This window comes from Pseudomonas sp. HS-18 (assembly GCF_020401845.1).
GTDB classification, from domain to species: Bacteria; Pseudomonadota; Gammaproteobacteria; order Pseudomonadales; family Pseudomonadaceae; genus Pseudomonas; species Pseudomonas nitroreducens.
The window spans coordinates 5637381-5656539 of record NZ_CP084413.1 but is presented as its reverse complement, the minus strand read 5'-3'; the positions used below and the strand labels follow the sequence as shown (position 1 = coordinate 5656539).

The following is a 19159-nucleotide window of genomic DNA, read 5'->3' as shown; positions in this document are numbered from 1 at the left end:
TGTTATGAAGAAATGCCAAAGTAATTAACTTTGTATTTTTGCAAAGTAAAGCCCAGCCCATGCTCGCCCCATAACCACAACAACTCCGAGGCGATGATCATGCGTGTGTTCTTCCGGGCGACTCTCGCGGCGCTGACCGTGGCGCTGGCCGTGCCCCTGCAGGCGCAGGAGCGGGTGCTCAACCTGTACAACTGGGCGGATTATGTCGGCGCGGATGCGCTGCAACGCTTCCAGAAGGAAACCGGCATCCGCGTCAAATACGACACCTTCGACAGTGCCGAGGTGCTCGACAGCAAGCTGATGACCGGCCGCAGCGGCTATGACGTCGTCTTCCCGGCCAGCAGCGGGCTGGCCCGCGCCATCCAGGCCAAGGCCGTGCAGCCGGTGGACGATGGGCAGCTGAAGAACGTCGCCAACCTCGATCCGGAACTGCTGGCGAAACTCGCAACCATCGATCCGGGTAACCGCTTCGGCGTGCCCTACACCTGGGGCACCGTGGGCCTGGCGATCAACAAGGACGCGGTGCTCAAGCGTATTCCCGATGCGCCGCTGGACAGCCTCGACCTGCTGTTCAAGCCCGAGTACGCCGGCCGCCTGGCCGACTGCGGCATCTCGCTGATCGATTCGCCCCAGGAAGTCATCAGCGTGGCGCTGAACTACCTGGGCAAGTCGCCCTACAGCACCGAGCCGGCCGACCTTGCCCAGGTGCGCGAGTTGCTGGCCAAGCTGCAACCCAACGTTCGCTACATCGCCAGCGGCAAGCACATCAATGACCTTGCCAACGGTTCGCTGTGCGTCGCGCTGACCTATACCGGCGACGCGCTGATGGGCGCCGCGCAAGCGAAGCAGGCGAACAAGCCGTTCGAGGTGATCTATCGGATACCCAAGGAGGGCACGCTGATCTGGTTCGACACCATGGCCATCCCGGTGGACGCCCCCCACCCGCAGGAAGCCCGCGCCTTCATCGACTTCATGCTGCGCCCGGAGTCCATCGCCGAGCTGACCAACACCCTGTATTTCGCCAACGCCAACCAGAAGGCCACGCCGCTGCTCAACGCCGACGTGGCTGGCGACCCGGACATCTACCCGCCGGCGGCGATGCGCCAGAAGTTGTTCGGCGAGCAATTGCTGACGCTCAAGCAACAGCGCGACCGCACCCGGCTGTGGTCAGCGTTCCGCACCCGTAGCTGACCTGGAACCTTTTGTAGGGTGCATAACGCGCCAGCGTTATCCGCCGAGCCGAAACAGGGCTGGCGGATAACCTGTTCCAGGTTATGCGCCCTACGTTGTGGACCGTCCCCGAACACCGTGACCCACCGATAACCAAGATGAGGAAGCCATGGATCTCGCTAACGACAACGACCAGGCCATCACCCGCAACAGCCTTTACGGCACCGCTGCCGAATCCACGTACGCCGGCATCACCAGCTTCATGCGCCGCCGTTACAGCCGCGACCTGCGCGGCGTCGACCTGGTGGTCAGCGGCGTGCCGTTCGACACCGCCACCACCAACCGCCCCGGCAGCCGCTTCGGGCCGCGCGCGATCCGTGCCGCCTCGGTGCAGATGGCGTGGGCTCGGCACTTTCCCTGGGAGTTCGACCCCTTCGACCACCTGGCGGTGATCGACTACGGCGACTGCTCCTTCGACCACGGCGTGCCGCAGGAAACCCCGGACGTCATCGAAGCCCACGCTGCGCGCATCCTCGATGCCGGCTGCGCGCTGCTGACCCTGGGCGGCGACCACTTCATCAGCTACCCGCTGCTCAAGGCCCATGCGAAGAAGCACGGCCCGCTGTCGCTGATCCACTTCGACGCGCACAGCGACACCTGGCCCGACGAGGACTGCCAGCGCATCGACCACGGCACCATGTTCTACCACGCGGCCCGCGAGGGACTGGTGGACCCGTCGCGCTCCGTGCAGGTCGGCCTGCGCACCACCAACGACGACGTGATGGGCTTCCAGGTGCTGGACGCCCGTGAAGTCCATCGCAACTCGCCGCAAGCCATCGCCGAGCGCATCCGCACGCGGGTCGGCGACAACCCGGTGTACCTGACCTTCGACATCGACTGCCTCGACCCTGCCTTCGCTCCGGGCACCGGCACGCCGGTCTGCGGCGGGCTGAGTTCGCACCAGGCACTGGAAATCCTCCGCGCACTACGCGGCATCAACCTGGTGGGGATGGACGTGGTGGAAGTCGCGCCGCCCTACGACAACGCCGAGATCACTGCCCTGGCCGGCGCGACCCTGGCGATGGAGATGGTTTGCCTGTACGCGGCGCGGCACAAGCTGGGCGAGCGCTGAGTTCGGCCAGCTAGCGAACCGTTGGCATTGTGCCGGGGCATGCCCTCACCCCAGCCCTCTCCCAGAGGGAGAGGGAGCCGTCCGTGCCGGCTGAGACTGAGGTTTCGTCCTGCACCGAACGGTCCCCTCTCCCGCTTGAGGAGCGGGGCGCGCAGCCAGGGTTAGGGTGAGGGGCTCTTGATCTTCAAGGACGGGGCATGGCCTTGATTGCGCGCAGGGAGCGCTCCTACAGGTCGAGTCCGTTACACCCGAAACGCCCGCACCGCCGTATGCAATGCCCCGCCCAGTTCCTGCAGCTGCTCGCCCTGGCTGCGTCCCTGGCCGATCAGGCGCAGGTTCTGGCTGCCCAACTCGTGGATGCGCTCGCTATGCGAGCGGATCTCGCTGACCGCGCCGCTCTGCTGCGCGGAGCTTTCGGCGATGCGTTCGGCCATGCTGGCGATGGTGCGGATGGCGCCGACCACTTCGTCCAGCGCGCCCTCGGCTGCGCCGGCCTGGTTGGCGGTGATTTCCGCATGCTCGACCTGGCTACGCATCGCTTCCACCGATTGCCGCGCGGCCTGTTGCAGACGTTTGGTGAGCTGCTGGATTTCCTCGGTGGCGCCGGCGGTGCGCAAGGCCAGAGAGCGCACTTCCTCGGCCACCACGGCGAACCCGCGGCCTTGTTCACCGGCGCGCGCGGCCTCGATGGCGGCGTTGAGCGCCAGCAGGTTGGTCTGATCGGCGATGGAGCGGATCACCCCCAGCACGTTGCCGATGGTGGCCGATTCCTCCGCCAGGTTCTCGATGGCCTGGGCGTTGCTCTGCACTTCGTCCACCAGCGCGCGCATGCCATTGAGGCTGTTGCCGATGACCTGCTGCCCCTGTTCGACGGCCATGCCGGCGGCATGGCTGGCCGAGGCCGCCTGGCTGGCGTCGCCGGCCACCTGCTGGATGGCCGCTTCCATATCGCCCAGCGCGTCGCGGATTTCCCCGGTGTCGCTGGCCTGGCGCTCGGCGCCGGCGTGCAGTCCGCCGCTGAGTTCGGCCAGGGCGCGGCTGCTGCCGGCCACTTCCTCGGCGCGCTGGTGGATAGTGCCGACCAGGGTGCCGAGGAAGTCGCGCAGGCGATTCAGCGATTCCTGCAGTTCCACCAGGTCGCGGGTACGGGTGTTCAGCGCGATGGGGGTGGCGAAGTCCCCGCGCGCCCAGGTCGAGAGCGCCGGGACCAGTTGACCGAGCACGCGCGCCAGGCGACGTTGCAGGGTGTCGATGAGCAGCGCGGTGGCGAGGATCAGAGCGATCAGCGCGCCCTGGATGATGCGTACCTGCGTCTGGATCTTCGAGCGCTCCTCGCGCACCTGCGGCTCCAGCGTCGCCAGGGCCTGCTGCACGGCGCCCAGGCGCTGGGCGGTGGCGTTGGCCAGCTGCTGGCGCTGGGCGATCAGTTGGCGGGTGCGGTTGAGTTCGTCGGGGTAGCGGCGCAATACGCTGGCGAGGTCGCGCTTGAGGGTGACGCCGCGATCCTCGCTCTGCGCCTCGCCGGCCGGCCGGGATTCCAGGCCCATCATCGCGGCGAAGTCGTCCGAGGCAGAGGCCTGCTGTTCCAGCACGCCGAGTAGCGGCAGGGCGTCGATGCGCTCGGCCAGCTGGCGCAGGGTTTCCAGCTCGCGCTGGATATCCTCGGCCAGCGCCGGGTTGCCGCTTTCCACCAGCTTGGCGCGCGCGTGGGCCAGGCGTGTCAGGTGCAGGCCGGCCTGCAGTAGCGGGGTACGGTACTCGGCGGCGGTAGGGTTCTGGCTGGCGTCGGCATAGGTGCCGAGCTGGTCCAGCGCGGCCAGCAGGTCACGCTCGGCCTGCAGCAGCAGACCCTGCGGATCACCCGCCAGCTTGCCGGCGGCGAGCAACTGGTTGCCGCTGAACTGGTGCAGTTCGTCGAGGCTCTGGCCGAGCAATTGGCTGAGGCTGTCCGGCAGTTGCGGCAGCTCCGCGGCCAGTTCGTCCAATGCCTGCTGCGCGGCTTTCTGCTTGAGTGCGTCGCCGCTGGCGAGGTACGCCTGGATGTTCTGCGCCACCTTGCGCTCGAAGCCCTGGGAGAGTTCCAGGTAGCGGTCCATCAGCGTGAAGGGGCGCTCCAGCGCGCGTTGCGACCACCACAGGGTGGCGCCCAGCGCGAGACACACGAGCAGGAGCAGGACGGTGTTGAGGTTGGTGAGCAGCTTGAGGCGCATGGCAGGTCTCGACCGACAGCGAAAAAACGGCGAGCCCTGAACCTATTGCAGTTTGGTTACTGGCTGATGACACGGTGCCAGCATTTGGTCGGAATGTGTCGCGGCAGAGCGCCGCGCTGCCACTGCTGGGTGTTACTTGAAGACCTCGACGCGATTGCGGCCACCGTGCTTGGCGGTGTACAGCGCCTCGTCGGCCTGCTTGGCGAGGGTCTTGATGTCCATCTCCTCGCCGAGTTCGGCGATGCCGCAGCTGAAGGTGCAGGAGAGGTCATGGGGTTGCGCCGGATAGTGGATCTCGGCGAAGCGCTGGCGGATTTCCTCCAGTACCTTGCGCGCCGACTCGGCGTCGGTGTCCGGCAGCACCACGGCGAATTCCTCGCCGCCGTAGCGGCCGATGTGATCGGTCTTGCGCAGGCGCTGCTTGAGGAACAGCGCCAGGCTCTTGATCACCCGGTCGCCCATGGGGTGGCCGTAGGTGTCGTTGACCCGCTTGAAGTGGTCGATATCGAGCATCGCGAAGGTCAGCGGGCGCTCGTCGCGGCGGGCGCGGAAGCGAGCGTCATCCAGCAGCTGCAGGGTATGGGTGTGGTTGTACAGGCCGGTCAGGCTGTCGCGCACCATCCGCGCTTTGAGGCTGCGGGCGCGGGCGGCGCGGTTGCGCACGGTGGCGATCAGGTGGCGCGGCTTGATCGGCTTGGTGAGGAAGTCGTCGCCGCCTTCGCTCATGGCGTCCAGCTGCTTGTCCAGGTCGTCCTCGGCGGACAGGTAGATGATCGGCACGCTGACATGGCGCTCGTGCTGGCGTATCACCTTGGCCAGCTCGGTGCCCAGGCACTCGGGCATGTACATGTCGAGGATGATCAGGTCCGGCTGAAACTCGGCCAGCTCGGCCATCACCGACAGCGGCGCAGTAAGGGCGCGGGTGACGATGCCGGCGCTGTTGAGGACCATCTCGGTGTGCGCGGCCTGGGCGCGGGAGTCGTCGACGATCAGCACGCGGAACGGCTCGTAGTGCGCCACGCGGGTCAGCGTCTCGATCTTCTCCAGCAGGCCGGAAGCGTCCAGGGCGCCGCTGAAGAAGTCCTGGCCACCGGCGCGGGCGGCCGCCAGGCGGGTCGGGGTGTCGGTTTCCTCATGGCTGAAGAACAGCACCGGCAGCTTCTGCTTGAGGCCGGCCTGGGCTTCGTCAGCCAGGGCCAGGCCCTGGCCGTTGGCAAAGTCGATTTCCATGACGATGGCTGCCGGATGGCGGTCGGCCATGGCGGCACGGAAGGCGTTGGCATGCTCGCAGGGCTGCGCGGCCATGCCGAAGAACTCCAGCTGCTGGGCCAGGCGCTCAGCGCGCTCAAGGTCCTGCAGGGCCAGGTAGACCGGCTTGCGCAGCGGCGGCAGGTGGGTATGTTCGAACTGGTCGCCATGGCGCAGGCCGGTGCGCGACAGGCGCTGCATCAGCCGGTTCAGCTCGGTGATCAGCTCGCTGGAGAGGCGCCCGCGGTTGTCCTGCACGGCGCGCAGGCATTGGTCGATGGCCTTGGCGAGGTCGGCGTGCTCGGCCTGCTCGAAGCGTTCGGCATAGCGCTGCAGGCGCAGGCAGGCCTCGGCCAGCTCGGCCATGCCGACGCTGTTCCACTCCGAGCGCGACAGGCGCTGCCAGACCTCCAGCAGGTGGCGGGCCTGGTGTATCACCCGCTGGGCGAAGTGATGCTTGAGGCGGTCGAGGGATGGATCGTCGAGCTCGGTCATCGCGCGCTTCTTTATAGGGCCGTACCGGCGGCCTGCGGGGCGAATATGTTTCCGCCGTGATACACACTGATGGCCCTATGCTACCAATCCTTGATGGCAATAACAGTGCCTTCGGTCAAACATCTCAAGCTTTGTAATTCGCACCATTACCTAGCACCATGCGCAGGGTAGGCTGCGCTGGCCTGCCCGGGTGCGGCATGCTTGCGCAGCGAGGCCTAAAATCGCGGCACCCTGGGGCCGGTTGTGGGTCCAAGCTATCTTCGAATTCGGGACATCAAGGAACTTGCCATGTGGAACTGGAAGAAACGCGGCTCCGTGCGTGATCGCGTGGATGACACGGTAGACAATGCACGCGCCTACTTCGGCGGCCCCTGGCTGGGTCGCGTGCTGGGCGGCCTGCTGGGTGCCTACCTGGTGGTCTGCGGGGTGATCGGCTGGTACTGGAGCCAGGAACCGGATCTGTTCCCCGTGCAGCAGAACGCCCAGGCCGCCGCCGAGCGCGCCGGCCGGCAGATGGTGGTGGGCTACACCACGGTGGAAACCCTCAAGGAAGTGGTCGCCACCATCCTCAACAAGCCGGGCGGCTACCTGTCCAACGACATCTTCCCGCCGGGCGTCTGGCTGGACAACATGCCCAGCTGGGAATATGGCGCCCTGGTCCAGGTGCGCGACCTGTCCCGCGCGCTGCGCAAGGACTTCGCCCGCTCCCAGTCGCAGTCCACCGAGGACGCCGACCTGGCGCGCGCCGAGCCGCGCTTCAACTTCGACAACAAGAGCTGGGCGCTGCCGTCCTCGGAGTCCGAGTACGCCGAAGGCATCAAGTCCCTGGACCGCTACCTCGGCCGCCTGTCCGCCGATCCGGCCGGCGCGCAGTTCTACGCCCGCGCCGACAGCCTGAACAACTGGCTGGGTGACGTCTCCACCCGCCTGGGCTCGCTGTCCCAGCGCCTCTCGGCCAGCGTTGGCCGGGTCAAGCTGAACACCAACATCACGCCGATGCAGCCGGTCGCGCCCGGCCAGGCGCCGCAGGTCGAGGAAGTGGTCCAGGAAACCCCCTGGATGCAGATCGACAACGTGTTCTACGAAGCCCGTGGCCAAGCCTGGGCGCTGTCGCACATCCTGCGTGCCATCGAGGTGGACTTCGCCGACGTGCTGGCGAAGAAGAACGCTACCGTCAGCGTGCGCCAGATCATCCGTGAACTGGAGGCCGCCGAGGCGCCGCTGTGGAGCCCGATGGTCCTCAACGGCAGCGGCTTCGGCGTGCTGGCCAACCACTCGCTGGTGATGGCCAACTACATCTCCCGCGCCAACGCCGCGATCATCGACCTGCGCCAGCTGCTGGCCCAGGGCTGATCGATGGAAGGCATCAGCCGCAAGGAGGCCGCCCACCGGGCGGCCTCGGACGCCGAGAAGATCGCCTGGGTCGACGATGACGACCAGTTGCTGGGCAGCCTGCCGCGCGCCGAACTGCGCGCGCGCGGGCTGATCGGCCGGGGCACCTTCATCCTGCTGTTCAACTCTGCCGGCGAGCTGTGCGTGCACCGCCGTACCCTGAGCAAGGCGGTCTACCCCGGCTACTGGGACCCGGCAGCCGGCGGCATGGTCCAGGCCGAGGAAAGCTACGCCGAGTCCGCCGCCCGCGAGCTGGAGGAAGAGCTGGGCATCGCCGGCGTCGAGTTGCGTCCCCACGGCACGTTCTTCTTCGACCAGCCGGACAACCGCCTCTGGTGCGCGGTGTTCTCCGCCGTTTCCGATGCGCCGCTGACATTGCAGCCCGAGGAAGTGCTGGAAGCGAAATTCATCGACCCGCACCAGGCGCTGGCCGAGGCCAAGGCGGGCACACCTTATTGCCCGGATTCGCTGGCGGCGTTGCGCAAGTACCTGGTCAGTTTCTGACGTCGGGTTGCTTTTCGTAGTAGCGAGCCTGCTCGCGAACTGAGCCCCGCTGCGGGGTTTGTTCGCGAGCAGGCTCGCTCCTACAGGCACCCCAAGACTCCGGCCGGGTTGGGCATGTCGCCAAACCACCGATCAATGACGCATTTTCGCTCTTAGCATTTGCCTCCAATGCTGCTAAATTGCGCGACCTTTCCGGCAGGGTCCTCCGCCGGGAATTGCGCAGCCCCTGCCTGAGTGGGGCGTCGCGGTCGGTACCCGCCGGCCATTCGTTGACCTGGCCCGAAGAGGCCAATCCTGGGGAAACGCCCGGTGGTCAAGAAAGCATCCTCCCTGTCCGCCCTCGGCGGGCTCGTCTACTCCACTGATTCCGGCCGGCATTGCCCGGACTGCAATCAGCCCGTTGGCGCGTGCATCTGCAAGCAGGCCGAAATTCCGGCCGGCGATGGCATCGCTCGCGTGCGTCGTGAAACCAAGGGCCGCGGTGGCAAGACCGTGACCACGGTGACCGGCGTGCCGCTGGCGGCCGATGCGCTGAAAGACCTGGCGACCGCGCTGAAGAAGCGCTGCGGCACGGGTGGCGCGCTGAAGGACGGCATCATCGAAATCCAGGGCGACCACGTCGACCTGCTGCTCGAAGAGCTGACCAAACGCGGCCTCAAGGCGAAGAAATCCGGCGGCTGAGCCGTCTCTCCCGAACGATTCTCCTCTGCAGAGAAGGGGTTCCAGGCGATGTGCGTTGCGTGCATTGCCGGCAAGCCCTTTCCCTAGATGGGAGATTTATCGGCGCGCCCTGGGCGTGTCGTCGGATTTTCCTAAACTTACCGCCAACCCCGGCGGTCAACACGGCAACGTCACGAGGCCCGGCTAGGTTTACACCACCAGGCTTTGACGACTCACCCGCACGCCGGGCGGGCGCCTGCACACATTCGCGCAATTCATTCGTGCTACTTGAGGAGACCACCCCGCATGGCCGCTAGACGGACCCGCAAAGACGACGGCAGCAACTGGACCGTGGCAGACAGCCGCAGCATCTACGGAATTCGCCACTGGGGCGCTGGCTACTACGCCATCAACGACGCCGGTAACGTGGAAGTTCGCCCGCAGGGCGCCGATGCCCAGCCGATCGATCTGCACGGGCTGGTCGAGCAGCTGCGCGAGGCCGGCCTGTCGCTGCCGCTGCTGGTGCGTTTCCCGGACATCCTGCAGGACCGCGTGCGCAAGCTCACCGGCGCCTTCGATGCCAATATCGCGCGTCTGGAATACACCAGCCGCTACACCGCGCTGTACCCGATCAAGGTGAACCAGCAGGAAGCGGTGGTGGAAAGCATCATTGCCACGCAGAACGTCTCCATCGGCCTGGAGGCCGGCTCCAAGCCAGAGCTGATGGCCGTGCTGGCGCTGGCGCCCAAGGGCGGCACCATCGTCTGCAATGGCTACAAGGACCGCGAGTTCATCAAGCTGGCGCTGATGGGGCAGAAGCTCGGCCACAACGTGTTCATCGTGATCGAGAAGGAATCCGAGGTGCAGCTGGTGATCGAGGAAGCCGCCGTGATCGGCGTGCTGCCCCAGGTCGGCCTGCGCGTGCGCCTGTCCTCGCTGGCGTCCTCCAAGTGGGCCGATACCGGCGGCGAGAAGGCCAAGTTCGGCCTGTCCGCCGCGCAGCTGCTGTCGGTGGTCGAGCGCTTCCGCGCGGCTGGGCTGGACCAGGGCGTGCGCCTGCTGCACTTCCACATGGGCTCGCAGATCGCCAACCTGGCCGACTACCAGCACGGCTTCAAGGAAGCCATCCGCTACTACGGCGAACTGCGTGCCCTCGGCCTGCCGGTGGACCACGTGGACGTCGGCGGCGGCCTGGGCGTGGACTACGACGGCACCCACTCGCGCAACGCCAGCTCGATCAACTACGACATCGACGACTTCGCCGGTGTGGTGGTGGGCATGCTCAAGGAATTCTGCGACGCGCAAGGCCTGCCGCACCCGCACATCTTTTCCGAGAGCGGCCGCGCGCTGACCGCGCACCACGCGGTGCTGATCACCCAGGTCACCGACGTCGAGCGCCATAACGACGAAGTGCCGAAGATCACCGACCTCGCCGAGCAGCCGGAGATCGTCCAGTGGCTGGCCGACCTGCTCGGCCCGACCGATGCCGAGATGGTCACCGAGACCTACTGGCGCGCCACCCACTACATGAGCGACGCCGCTGCGCAGTACGCCGAGGGCAAGATCAGCCTGGCGCAGAAGGCCCTGGCCGAGCAGTGCTACTTCGCCATCTGCCGCCGCCTGCACAACCAGCTCAAGGCACATCAGCGTTCGCACCGTCAGGTGCTCGACGAGCTCAACGACAAGCTTGCCGACAAGTACATCTGCAACTTCTCGGTGTTCCAGAGCCTGCCCGACACCTGGGCCATCGGCCAGGTGCTGCCGATCCTGCCGATCCACCGCCTGGGCGAGGAGCCGACCCGCCGCGCGGTGCTGCAGGACCTGACCTGCGACTCCGACGGCAAGATCACTCAATACGTCGACGAGCAGAGCATCGAGACCAGCATGCCGGTGCACGATGTGAAGGAAGGCGAGGACTACCTGATCGGCACCTTCCTGGTCGGCGCCTACCAGGAAATCCTCGGCGACATGCACAACCTGTTCGGCGATACCGATTCGGTGAACGTCTACCAGAACGCCGACGGCAGCTACTACCACGCCGGCATCGAGACCCACGACACCATCGAGGACATGCTGCGCTACGTGCACCTGTCGCCCGAGGAGCTGATGACCCACTACCGCGACAAGGTGGCCGGGGCCAAGCTCACCGTGCGCGAGCGCACGCAATTCCTCGACGCCCTGCGTCTGGGGTTGACCCGGTCGGCTTACCTGTCGTCCTGATGGAGTAGCAGTCCGCGAGAGAAAAGCCCCGCATCAGCGGGGCTTTTTTTCTTCAGGGGCGTCCCAGAAAGCTAGGTTGTAGGGCAACTCTTGTTAAGTATTGAGATTCTTCCTTGAAGTTGCTTGACCACTTTGAATTGATTTTCTCCGCACCAGTATTGGCAGGGCCAGAATACGCTGGCGCTTTCAGTAGGGACCCATTATGAACAAGGCACCTTTGGCTACTACCACAAAGACTGGTGAAAAATGTCCAGTGAGTGGTATCTGGACGTCTGAAAACTCTCCTTCCAGGGCCGTGCCGATTGCGAAGGGGAACGTAATGCCTTCTCACAATGGAATAGCGGTTGTATGGCGCTTAATTCAACACGCTTAAGGGGGCGGTGTAAGGGTGCCTTAGTCAATGTGCCCCACCAATGTGGGGCACATTGAGGCCTGCAATGGCCTCTGCATATGGTCTGGAGAAGCGTCCAGGTCTCAGTCGCCGCGTAACTCAAAACTTGGGAAAAGCGCTGCTAGCTGCTGCCAAAGCTCCTGGGTTCCTTGAGGAGCTGGTTTGGCAATCAACTGACGATCAAATTGCCGTCCGCTTCGTGCCAACTGCACCACGAACCTCTCCACCCCCGCCTTGCGCAGATGCAGCGCCAACTGACGCAAGCGCTCCAGATCGAACAACTGCCAATGCACGGTCGTCCGGCATTCGTGGTTCACGCCGCTCTCCAGCAACAGTTCCAGGCTGCGCCAGTTGGCTAGTCCACTGCGTTTTACGCCGGTGATGGCGTCCATGTTCTCGGCCAGCCCCTTCACGTCGAACCCGACCCAGTCTGCCTGGGGCAGTGCACGGGCAAAGGAATCCGGACGGATACCGGCGCTGTGCAGGCCGATGCGAAACCCCATCTCGCGGACGTTCGCCATGGCATCGGGCAGGGCGTTCTGCAACGTTGCTTCGCCGCCGCTGAAGACGACGCCCTGCAACAATCCCTGGCGACGACGGAGGAAGGCGAGGATGTCGTCCCAGTGGATTTCCGCTGGGCCCCGCGCCGGGATCAGCCCCGGGTTGTGGCAGTACCGGCAGCGCCACGCGCAGCCCTGGCAGAACAGCACGCAGGCGAGCAGGCCGGGATAGTCGAGGGTAGTCAGGGGCACCAGGCCCCCGACCCTGAGCGTGGCGCTCATCGCGTCTCGCGGAAGTGGCGGCGCTCGCGGTGCTCGGATTGCTTGCCGGCGTTGAAGGCCGACACCGGGCGGTGATAACCCATTACGCGGGTCCACACCTCGCAGCGCTGGCGCTGGCTTTCGGGCAATTGGTTCGCGGTCATCGGTAGTGCTCCTTTTTGCGGGGATGAAAGTGAACGGAGGATCAGCCGCCACAGCAGCTCTTGGGCGCGGCCTTCTGCAGCGCGGCTTCGTCGCACCTCGGGCAGAACTCGTGTTCGCCGGCGAGGTAGCCGTGTACGGGGCAGATGGAGAAGGTCGGCGTCACCGTCAGGTAGGGTAGGCGGAAGCGCCCGAGGGCGGTGCGCACCAGGGTCTTGCAGGCCTCGGCGCTGGAGATGCGTTCGGCCATGTACAGGTGCAGCACGGTGCCGCCGGTGTACTTGCACTGCAGCGCGTCCTGCAGCTCCAGCGCCTCGAACGGATCGTCGGTGAGGCCCACCGGCAACTGCGAGGAGTTGGTGTAGTAGGGCGCATCCGGCGTGCCGGCCTGGAGGATGCCGGCGTGGCGCTTGCGGTCCTCGCGGGCGAAGCGGTAGGTGGTGCCTTCGGCCGGGGTGGCTTCGAGGTTGTAGAGGTGGCCGCTGTCTTCCTGGAAGCGCACCAGTCGCGCCCGTACATGGTCCAGTAGCTCCAGTGCGATCTGCCGGCCGGACTCGGTGTGCAGGCCTTCGCGGCCACCGGTGAAGTTGCGCACCATCTCGTGCAGGCCGTTCACACCGATGGTGGAGAAGTGATTGCGCAGGGTGCCGAGGTAACGTTTGGTGTACGGGTAGAGCCCGGCATCCATGTGCTGCTGGATGACCTTGCGCTTGACCTCCAGGCTGTCGAAGGCCAGCTCCAGCAGGTAGTCGAGCTGGGCGTAGAGGGCGGCAGCGTCGCCGCGATGGCGATAGCCCAGGCGCGCGCAGTTGAGGGTCACCACGCCCAGCGAACCGGTCTGCTCCGCCGAGCCGAACAGCCCATTGCCGCGCTTGAGCAGCTCGCGCACGTCCAGTTGCAGGCGGCAGCACATGGAGCGCACCTGGTTGGGCTGCATATCCGAATTGACGAAGTTCTGGAAGTACGGCAGGCCGTAGCGCGCGGTCATCTCGAAGAGGCGCGTGGCGTTGTCGCTGTCCCAGGGGAAATCGTGGGTGATGTTGTAGGTCGGGATCGGGAAGGTGAACACCCGGCCGTGGGCGTCGCCGGCCTGCATCACTTCGATGTAGGCGCGGTTGATCAGGTCCATCTCGGCCTGCAGGTCGCCGTAGGCGAACGGCATCTCCACGCCGCCGACGTAGGGAACCTGCTCGCGCAGGTCTTCCGGGCAGACCCAGTCGAAGGTCAGGTTGGTGAAGGGCGTCTGGGTGCCCCAGCGCGACGGCACGTTGAGGTTGTAGATGAACTCCTGCAGCGCCTGGCGCACCTGTTGATAACTCAGGCCGTCCTTGCGCACATAGGGCGCGAGGTAGGTGTCGAAGGAGCTGAAGGCCTGGGCGCCGGCCCACTCGTTCTGCAGTGTGCCGAGGAAGTTGACCATCTGCCCCAGCGCGCTGGACAGGTGCTTCGGCGGCCCTGCCTCGACCCGCCCCGGTACACCGTTCAGGCCTTCGCTGAGCAGGGTGCGCAGCGACCAGCCGGCGCAGTAGCCGGCGAGCATGTCGAGGTCGTGGATGTGCAGGTCCGCCTCGCGGTGGGCGACGGCGATGCCCTCGCTGTACACCTCGTCCAGCCAGTAGTTGGCGGTGACCTTGCCCGACACGTTGAGGATCAGCCCGCCCAGGGAGTAACCCTGGTTGGCGTTGGCGCGCACCCGCCAGTCTTCGCGCGACAGGTATTCGTTCATCGAAGCGGCGACATCCACCAGCGTCTTGCGCTCGCGCCGCAGGCGTCCGTGGCGTTCGCGGTAGACGATGTAGGCGCGCGCGGTGGGGTAGTGGCCGGCTTCCATCAGGGCGCGCTCGACCACGTCCTGCACCTGTTCCACGTCGAGATCATTCTGCGCGGGCAGGCGCGCCAGCACGCGGCGGGTCAGCTCCTGGGCGTGGGGCGCGGAGAACTCGCCGCTGGCTTCGCCGGCGGCGGCAATGGCGCGTTCGATCTTGCTCGGGTCGAAGACTACGGCGTTGCCATTGCGCTTGCGCAGGCTGGCGGGAAGGGGGGCGGTCCGTGTCAGAGGCATTGGCTGGATTCCACAACATGATGTGTCTCGATTTATTCAAGACAACAAGATGTTGTGGAAATCTAACGACTTCGTCTGAAGGGAAATTGACCTCGGTCAACGTCACCTGTCAGCCAAGTTTCGCCATCGGAGGTATTGACCGCTGCTCGGCGTGAATCAGTCCAGCAACGGCGCCAACCGCTCTGCCAGGCGTCCTGCGAGCTTCTCGTCGCTGACGTTGGTGAAGCTCATGAGCAGTGCCGGCTCGCGCCTGGCCTCCACGCACCAGGCGTTCAGCGCTTGCAGACCGAGACCGTCCGCGTGGGCGCGGCGGGCGACGGCGAGGTCATCCTGTTCCAGCGCGCCGACCAGGTGCAGGCCCCCGGGCGTGTCGGCGAAGCGCAGGCGCTCGCCGAGGCGATCTTCCAGCGCGCTGCGCAACCACTGGCGGCGCAGTGCGTAAAGCGTGCGGGTGCGCTTGAGGTGACGGGCGAAATGGCCTTCCTGCATGAAGTCGCAGAGGGTCGCCTGGAGCAGCTCGGCGCAGCCTGAGGTGAATACCTGCTGGGTGCGCACGAAGTCTTCCACCAGTTCCGCCGGTACCACGAGATAGCCCAGGCGCAGCGCCGGGTAGAGCACCTTGCTGAAGGTGCCGGTGTAGAGCACGCGGCCTGCGCGGTCGAGGCTTTTCAGCGCCGGCAGGGGGAAGCCGGCATAGCGGTATTCGCTGTCGTAGTCGTCCTCGACGATCCAGGCGCCGCTGCTCGCCGCCCAGTCCAGCAGGGCCAGGCGCCGCGGCAGGCTGAGGGCGACGCCGGTGGGGCTTTGCTGCGACGGCGTGATCAGGGCGAAGCGCGCATCCGGCGCGCGGGCAATGCCGTCCTCCACACGCAGGCCGTCTGCATCCACCGCGACCGGCACCGGCACGCCGCCGGCGCGGCGCAGCAGTTCGCGGCCGCGCGGGTAGCCGGGGTCCTCGTGCCAGAAGCGCTGGCCGGGCTCCAGCAAAGTGCGGCTGATCAGGTCCAGCGCACCCTGGTAACCCGCGCAGATGAATACCTGTGCCGGGTCGCAGGCGATGCCGCGGGAGATGCCCAGGTAGCCCGCCACCGCCTCGCGCAGCGGGCCGTAGCCGCAGGGTTCCGGGTATGCCAGCATCGAGGCGCCCTGCTGGCGCAGGCGGCGTGCGCACAGGCGTGACCAGAGCGCGCGGGGGAAGGCGTCCAGCGCCGGCACGCCGAGCTGGAACGGCCGCAGGGCTGGGCCGTGGGCGATCAGGCCGGGCAGACTGCGCTCTACGGTCGCAGGGGGGGCGACGATGGGCAGGGCAGCCTCCGTGCGGCCGGCGAGTTGCGGGGAGACCACGGTGCCGGCCGGCCCGCGCGCTAGCAGGTAGCCTTCGCTGGTCAGCAACTGGTAGGCCAGTTCGACGGTGCCGCGCGCCACGCCCAGGTCGCCGGCCAGCCCTCGTACTGGGGGCACCCGCTCGCCCGGCCGCAGTGCGCCACGGGTGATGGCGTCGCGGATGCGCCCATAGAGCTGCCGATAGATCGGCAGCTCATGGCTGGGGTCCAGCGGCTGGCGGAACGAGTCGGTGGGTGTGCTCATGGCCTGGAAGGTTCGTGGCTAGGTGGGGGAAATGACTATGCCATGACCGGTATCAAGTCGTCCCGGCAGACCCGATGCAGGATCAGCGTCTAGGCTTGCAGGCAGTGTTGAAAAGCGGGCGCGACGCCTCCATCTGGTAGGTCAGAACCTGCTTTTCCCACCTGTTCGCCTCGCAGTGCGCGCAGCGGCTTCGGCTGCCCGCGCGAATCCCCCGTGTCCCAGGCGCCGACAGGTCCAACGCATGTGAGGAGTGACCGCTACCGATGGAATTCAAGGATTACTACGCGGCGCTCGGGGTCGAACCCGACGCCGATGAGAAGGCGATCAAGACCGCCTACCGCAAGCTCGCGCGCAAGTACCATCCGGACGTCAGCAAGGAGCCGGACGCCGAGACGCACTTCAAGGAGGTCTCCGAGGCCTACGAAGTGCTGAAGAGCCCGGAAAAGCGCGCCGAGTACGACGAACTGCGTCGTTACGGTCCGCAGGGGCCGCAGTTCGAGGCGCCCCCTGGCTGGCAACCGCGCGGAGGCTTCGACGGCCCGCCGCCAGGGCACGAGCAGGACTTCAGCGACTTCTTCGAGCAGATTTTCGGCGGCCGCGCAGGTCCCCAAGGCGGCTTCGGTGGCGCTCGCCAACCGCGCCAGCACCGTGGCCAGGACATCGAGATGGAGGTGCCGCTGTTCCTCGAGGAGACCTTGTCCGGCGAGAGCCGGCCGATCAGCTTCAGCCTGCCCAGCTACGACGAGTACGGTCGCAAGCTGCCGCCGCAGAACAAGTCGCTGAACGTGAAGATCCCCGTGGGCACCGCCGACGGCGAACGCATCCGCCTCAAGGGGCAGGGCGCGGCGGGTATCAACGGCGGGCCGGCGGGCGACCTGTACCTGGTGATTCGCCTAGTACCGCACCCGGTGTTCGACGTCGATGGCCGCGACCTCATCGTCACCGTACCGGTGGCGCCCTGGGAAGCGGCGCTCGGTGCCAAGGTGGAAGTGCCCACCCTCGGTGGCCGAATCAACCTCGGCATCCCGGCCAACAGCCAGGCCGGCCAGCGCCTGCGCATCAAGGGCAAGGGCCTGCCGAACAAGGGCGATGCCGCCGCCGGCGATCTCTACGCCGTGCTCAAGGTGGTGATGCCGAAGACGGCGGACGAGGCGACCCGCAAACTCTGGGAAGAACTGGCTGCCAAGGCGGCCTTCGACCCCCGTGCCGAATGGGGTAAACGCGCATGACGACGACAGTGATGGTGGTGGACCTCGACGAGCTCTGCCAGTCGGTGAACCTCCCCCGCGACGTGCTCGTCGAGATCGTCGAGGTGGGCATCGTGGAGCCCCGTGAGCAAGGCGCAGGGCACTGGGTTTTCGATTACCAGGCGGTCAGCGTGGTGCGCCGTGCCGTGCGCCTGCGCCGCGAGTTCGAACTGGACTGGCCGGGCATCGCGCTGGCGCTCCGGCTGCTGGACGAAGTCGACGAACTGCGCGCGGAGAACCGTTATCTGCGCCAGCGCCTGGCGCGCCTGCTGGAAGACTAGGCCGCTACTGCGATGCCGCCGCCGTGGCGGCATCCAGCGGGATGAACTGCACCAGACCGATGATCGGCGCGGCGAGGATACCTTGCACATAGTTGATGCCGCTGCGGCGCAGGCTTTCGTCGCTGGTTTGGGCGAGCAGCTCCAGACGCCCGATCATGCGGCCGAACTCGCGCTCGAAGGACAGGTTGCGCCCGGCGGCACTGATCTCGTTGGAGAGCAGCAAGGGTTGGCCACTGGTATCGGTCCGGCTGGCCAGCAGCCAGGCGGCGACCTCGATGTTCCAGGCCGCGTTGGCGGTCTTCTGCGAATTCAGCCCGCTGAGCAGGTGCTGGGTGGTGGTGCCGCCATAAAGCTCCATCAGCATGCTGCCGATCCCATAGATCAGGGCGCCGGCGCGATCGCCCTGGAACTCCATTTCGAAGGCCACCGGCAGGGCGGCGACGGAACGCTTGTCGCCCAAGCCGATCAGCGGGCGCTGCTCGACGATGGCCTCCATCACGTTCTGGTGCGCCTCTTCGCGCGACCGGGCGCCGGTTTTCCTCCACTCCCTCGGGTTGCGCTTGTAGAGCTTGTCCAGCAGCCGTGAGAGGCTTTCCAGGTTATCGCCCATCGCCAGGTTGGCGGCGCGGTTGGCATCGTTCTGTAGCAGCTGCCCGGCCTTGAAGCTTTCACCATCGATATCCTTCTTCACCGGCGGCGATGTGCAGCCAGCGAGCAGGGCAAGGGCGAGGGTGCAGAACGAGACGTGGCGGGGGAACATGGATGGTCCGGGCGGGAAAGGCGAGCCTGAACCATGGCGCGCGCGAGGCTGTGCAGCCAGTTGGATCAACGGTGAATGGCAATCTGAGCAGAGGCCTGCGACCGGCTGCTCAGATTGGTGAGGCGGGAAGGCGCCGGCGAGTGTCGGTGCCTGCGGTGTTCAACGTGGCTGGTTCTGTTCGATCCAGCCGGCGAAGGCGTCGATGATGCTCTGCAGGAAGGGCTGGGTCTTTTCCGACAGCTTGCCGGCTTCGTCGAAGAAGCCGCCGGCACCGCCCAGGTAGGCCTCGGGTTGCTGCAGCACCGGCATGTTGAGGAATACCAGGGACTGGCGCAGGTGGTGGTTGGCGCCGAAGCCGCCGATGGCGCCTGGCGATGCGCTGACCACGGCGCAGGGCTTGGCGTTCCAGGCGCTCTTGCCGTACGGCCGGGAGCCGACGTCGATGGCGTTCTTCAGCACGCCCGGCACCGAGCGGTTGTACTCGGGCGTGACGAAAAGCACCGCGTCGGCTCGGCCGATGCGCTCGCGAAAGGCAGCGTAGCTGGCGGGCGGGGTGCCTGCGTCGAGCTCTTCGTTGTACAGCGGCAGGTCGCCGATCTCGACGATTTCCAGCTTCAGGTTGGTCGGCGCCAGTGCGGCGAATGCCTTGGCGATCTTGCGATTCAGGGATTCCTTGCGCAGGCTGCCGACGACCACGGCAACATCGAAGACTTGGCTCATGACGACTCCTCGGGAAAGCGGTAGTTGAGTCGTTTGTTATAGACGATGCCGGCGGTCCTGGCCGGACCTGGATCAAGAAGGCCGGTCGCATGTCCCAGTCATTCGGCGCGATCTTGGCTCTGTGGGGTAGGGCATCACGCTCCTAGAGTGAGGCCAT

General features: G+C 66.2%; 15 protein-coding genes and 1 pseudogene. 8 read left to right on the top strand and 8 right to left on the bottom strand.

Annotated elements, in window-relative coordinates; translation table 11 throughout:
• Nucleotides 1-99: 99 nt before the first annotated feature.
• The gene (locus tag LDJ84_RS26410) at nt 100-1191 is read left to right on the top strand and encodes a polyamine ABC transporter substrate-binding protein (protein WP_038803358.1); all 1092 of its coding nucleotides are present in this window, start codon (nt 100-102) and stop codon (nt 1189-1191) included.
• A gap of 148 nt (nt 1192-1339) precedes the next feature.
• Entirely contained in the window at nt 1340-2302 is a 963-nt protein-coding gene (gene speB / locus LDJ84_RS26405; RefSeq protein WP_065085529.1) for an agmatinase, read from the top strand.
• A 242-nt stretch (nt 2303-2544) separates the two neighbouring features.
• Here speB and LDJ84_RS30995 read toward each other — a convergent pair whose 3' ends face one another.
• Both LDJ84_RS30995 and LDJ84_RS26395 read right to left on the bottom strand, forming a co-directional pair.
• A complete protein-coding gene (locus LDJ84_RS30995) occupies nt 2545-3132 on the bottom strand; it encodes a methyl-accepting chemotaxis protein (RefSeq protein ID WP_413247470.1) in 588 nt (195 codons plus the stop codon).
• Nucleotides 3133-4644: 1512 nt separating this feature from the next.
• The gene (locus LDJ84_RS26395) at nt 4645-6255 is read right to left on the bottom strand and encodes a response regulator (RefSeq protein ID WP_037014983.1); all 1611 of its coding nucleotides are present in this window, start codon (nt 6253-6255) and stop codon (nt 4645-4647) included.
• Between the two features lie 288 nt (nt 6256-6543).
• Between LDJ84_RS26395 and LDJ84_RS26390 the strand changes: the two genes are divergently transcribed.
• The 4 genes from LDJ84_RS26390 (at nt 6544) to speA (ending at nt 11031) form a co-directional block, all read left to right on the top strand.
• Entirely contained in the window at nt 6544-7608 is a 1065-nt protein-coding gene (locus tag LDJ84_RS26390) for a DUF2333 family protein (RefSeq protein WP_024766968.1), read from the top strand.
• 3 nt (nt 7609-7611) lie between these two features.
• Nucleotides 7612-8151: an NUDIX hydrolase gene (locus tag LDJ84_RS26385; protein WP_065085527.1), complete on the top strand. Its 540-nt coding sequence runs from the start codon at nt 7612-7614 to the stop codon at nt 8149-8151.
• A 309-nt stretch (nt 8152-8460) separates the two neighbouring features.
• Nucleotides 8461-8832 (top strand): translation initiation factor Sui1, encoded by a 372-nt coding sequence (locus LDJ84_RS26380; protein ID WP_024766966.1) that lies wholly within the window; start codon nt 8461-8463, stop codon nt 8830-8832.
• Nucleotides 8833-9117: 285 nt separating this feature from the next.
• Nucleotides 9118-11031, top strand: a complete 1914-nt coding sequence (gene speA, locus LDJ84_RS26375; RefSeq protein WP_065085526.1) for an arginine decarboxylase — start codon at nt 9118-9120, stop codon at nt 11029-11031.
• Nucleotides 11032-11505: 474 nt separating this feature from the next.
• Here the strand turns inward: speA and LDJ84_RS26370 are convergent, their stop codons facing one another.
• The 4 genes from LDJ84_RS26370 to LDJ84_RS26360 all read right to left on the bottom strand — a co-directional run bounded on the left by LDJ84_RS26370 (nt 11506) and on the right by LDJ84_RS26360 (nt 15994).
• Entirely contained in the window at nt 11506-12204 is a 699-nt protein-coding gene (locus LDJ84_RS26370; protein WP_065085525.1) for an anaerobic ribonucleoside-triphosphate reductase activating protein, read from the bottom strand.
• Entirely contained in the window at nt 12201-12347 is a 147-nt protein-coding gene (nrdD, locus tag LDJ84_RS30750) for an anaerobic ribonucleoside-triphosphate reductase (protein WP_024766965.1), read from the bottom strand. Before nrdD ends, LDJ84_RS26370 begins: the two co-directional genes overlap by 4 nt.
• Before the next feature lie 41 nt (nt 12348-12388).
• The gene (locus LDJ84_RS26365; protein WP_065085524.1) at nt 12389-14407 is read right to left on the bottom strand and encodes a ribonucleoside triphosphate reductase; all 2019 of its coding nucleotides are present in this window, start codon (nt 14405-14407) and stop codon (nt 12389-12391) included.
• Nucleotides 14408-14563: 156 nt separating this feature from the next.
• A complete protein-coding gene (locus LDJ84_RS26360) occupies nt 14564-15994 on the bottom strand; it encodes a PLP-dependent aminotransferase family protein (protein WP_065085523.1) in 1431 nt (476 codons plus the stop codon).
• Nucleotides 15995-16257: 263 nt separating this feature from the next.
• On the opposite strand from LDJ84_RS26360, the gene cbpA reads away from it, so the two are divergent.
• Nucleotides 16258-17223 (top strand): curved DNA-binding protein, encoded by a 966-nt coding sequence (gene cbpA, locus LDJ84_RS26355; RefSeq protein WP_065085522.1) that lies wholly within the window; start codon nt 16258-16260, stop codon nt 17221-17223.
• A complete protein-coding gene (locus LDJ84_RS26350) occupies nt 17220-17522 on the top strand; it encodes a chaperone modulator CbpM (protein ID WP_024766161.1) in 303 nt (100 codons plus the stop codon). Before cbpA ends, LDJ84_RS26350 begins: the two co-directional genes overlap by 4 nt.
• 4 nt (nt 17523-17526) lie before the next feature.
• Here the strand turns inward: LDJ84_RS26350 and LDJ84_RS26345 are convergent, their stop codons facing one another.
• Nucleotides 17527-18282 (bottom strand): hypothetical protein, encoded by a 756-nt coding sequence (locus tag LDJ84_RS26345; protein WP_065085521.1) that lies wholly within the window; start codon nt 18280-18282, stop codon nt 17527-17529.
• 330 nt (nt 18283-18612) lie between these two features.
• Nucleotides 18613-19002, bottom strand: a pseudogene (locus LDJ84_RS26340) (NADPH-dependent FMN reductase); the annotation flags it as partial.
• Between the last annotated feature and the right edge of the window lie 157 nt (nt 19003-19159).

What these genes read in the sequence shown, in the direction of transcription:
- LDJ84_RS26410 (WP_038803358.1), top strand. Translation starts at nt 100, where the DNA reads ATGCGTGTGTTCTTCCGGGCGACTCTCGCGGCGCTGACCGTGGCGCTG.
- speB (WP_065085529.1), top strand. Translation starts at nt 1,340, where the DNA reads ATGGATCTCGCTAACGACAACGACCAGGCCATCACCCGCAACAGCCTT.
- LDJ84_RS30995 (WP_413247470.1), bottom strand. Translation starts at nt 3,132, where the DNA reads ATGCGCGCGCTGGTGGACGAAGTGCAGAGCAACGCCCAGGCCATCGAG.
- LDJ84_RS26395 (WP_037014983.1), bottom strand. Translation starts at nt 6,255, where the DNA reads ATGACCGAGCTCGACGATCCATCCCTCGACCGCCTCAAGCATCACTTC.
- LDJ84_RS26390 (WP_024766968.1), top strand. Translation starts at nt 6,544, where the DNA reads ATGTGGAACTGGAAGAAACGCGGCTCCGTGCGTGATCGCGTGGATGAC.
- LDJ84_RS26385 (WP_065085527.1), top strand. Translation starts at nt 7,612, where the DNA reads ATGGAAGGCATCAGCCGCAAGGAGGCCGCCCACCGGGCGGCCTCGGAC.
- speA (WP_065085526.1), top strand. Translation starts at nt 9,118, where the DNA reads ATGGCCGCTAGACGGACCCGCAAAGACGACGGCAGCAACTGGACCGTG.
- LDJ84_RS26370 (WP_065085525.1), bottom strand. Translation starts at nt 12,204, where the DNA reads ATGAGCGCCACGCTCAGGGTCGGGGGCCTGGTGCCCCTGACTACCCTC.
- nrdD (WP_024766965.1), bottom strand. Translation starts at nt 12,347, where the DNA reads ATGACCGCGAACCAATTGCCCGAAAGCCAGCGCCAGCGCTGCGAGGTG.
- LDJ84_RS26365 (WP_065085524.1), bottom strand. Translation starts at nt 14,407, where the DNA reads ATGCCTCTGACACGGACCGCCCCCCTTCCCGCCAGCCTGCGCAAGCGC.
- LDJ84_RS26360 (WP_065085523.1), bottom strand. Translation starts at nt 15,994, where the DNA reads ATGAGCACACCCACCGACTCGTTCCGCCAGCCGCTGGACCCCAGCCAT.
- cbpA (WP_065085522.1), top strand. Translation starts at nt 16,258, where the DNA reads ATGGAATTCAAGGATTACTACGCGGCGCTCGGGGTCGAACCCGACGCC.
- LDJ84_RS26350 (WP_024766161.1), top strand. Translation starts at nt 17,220, where the DNA reads ATGACGACGACAGTGATGGTGGTGGACCTCGACGAGCTCTGCCAGTCG.
- LDJ84_RS26345 (WP_065085521.1), bottom strand. Translation starts at nt 18,282, where the DNA reads ATGTTCCCCCGCCACGTCTCGTTCTGCACCCTCGCCCTTGCCCTGCTC.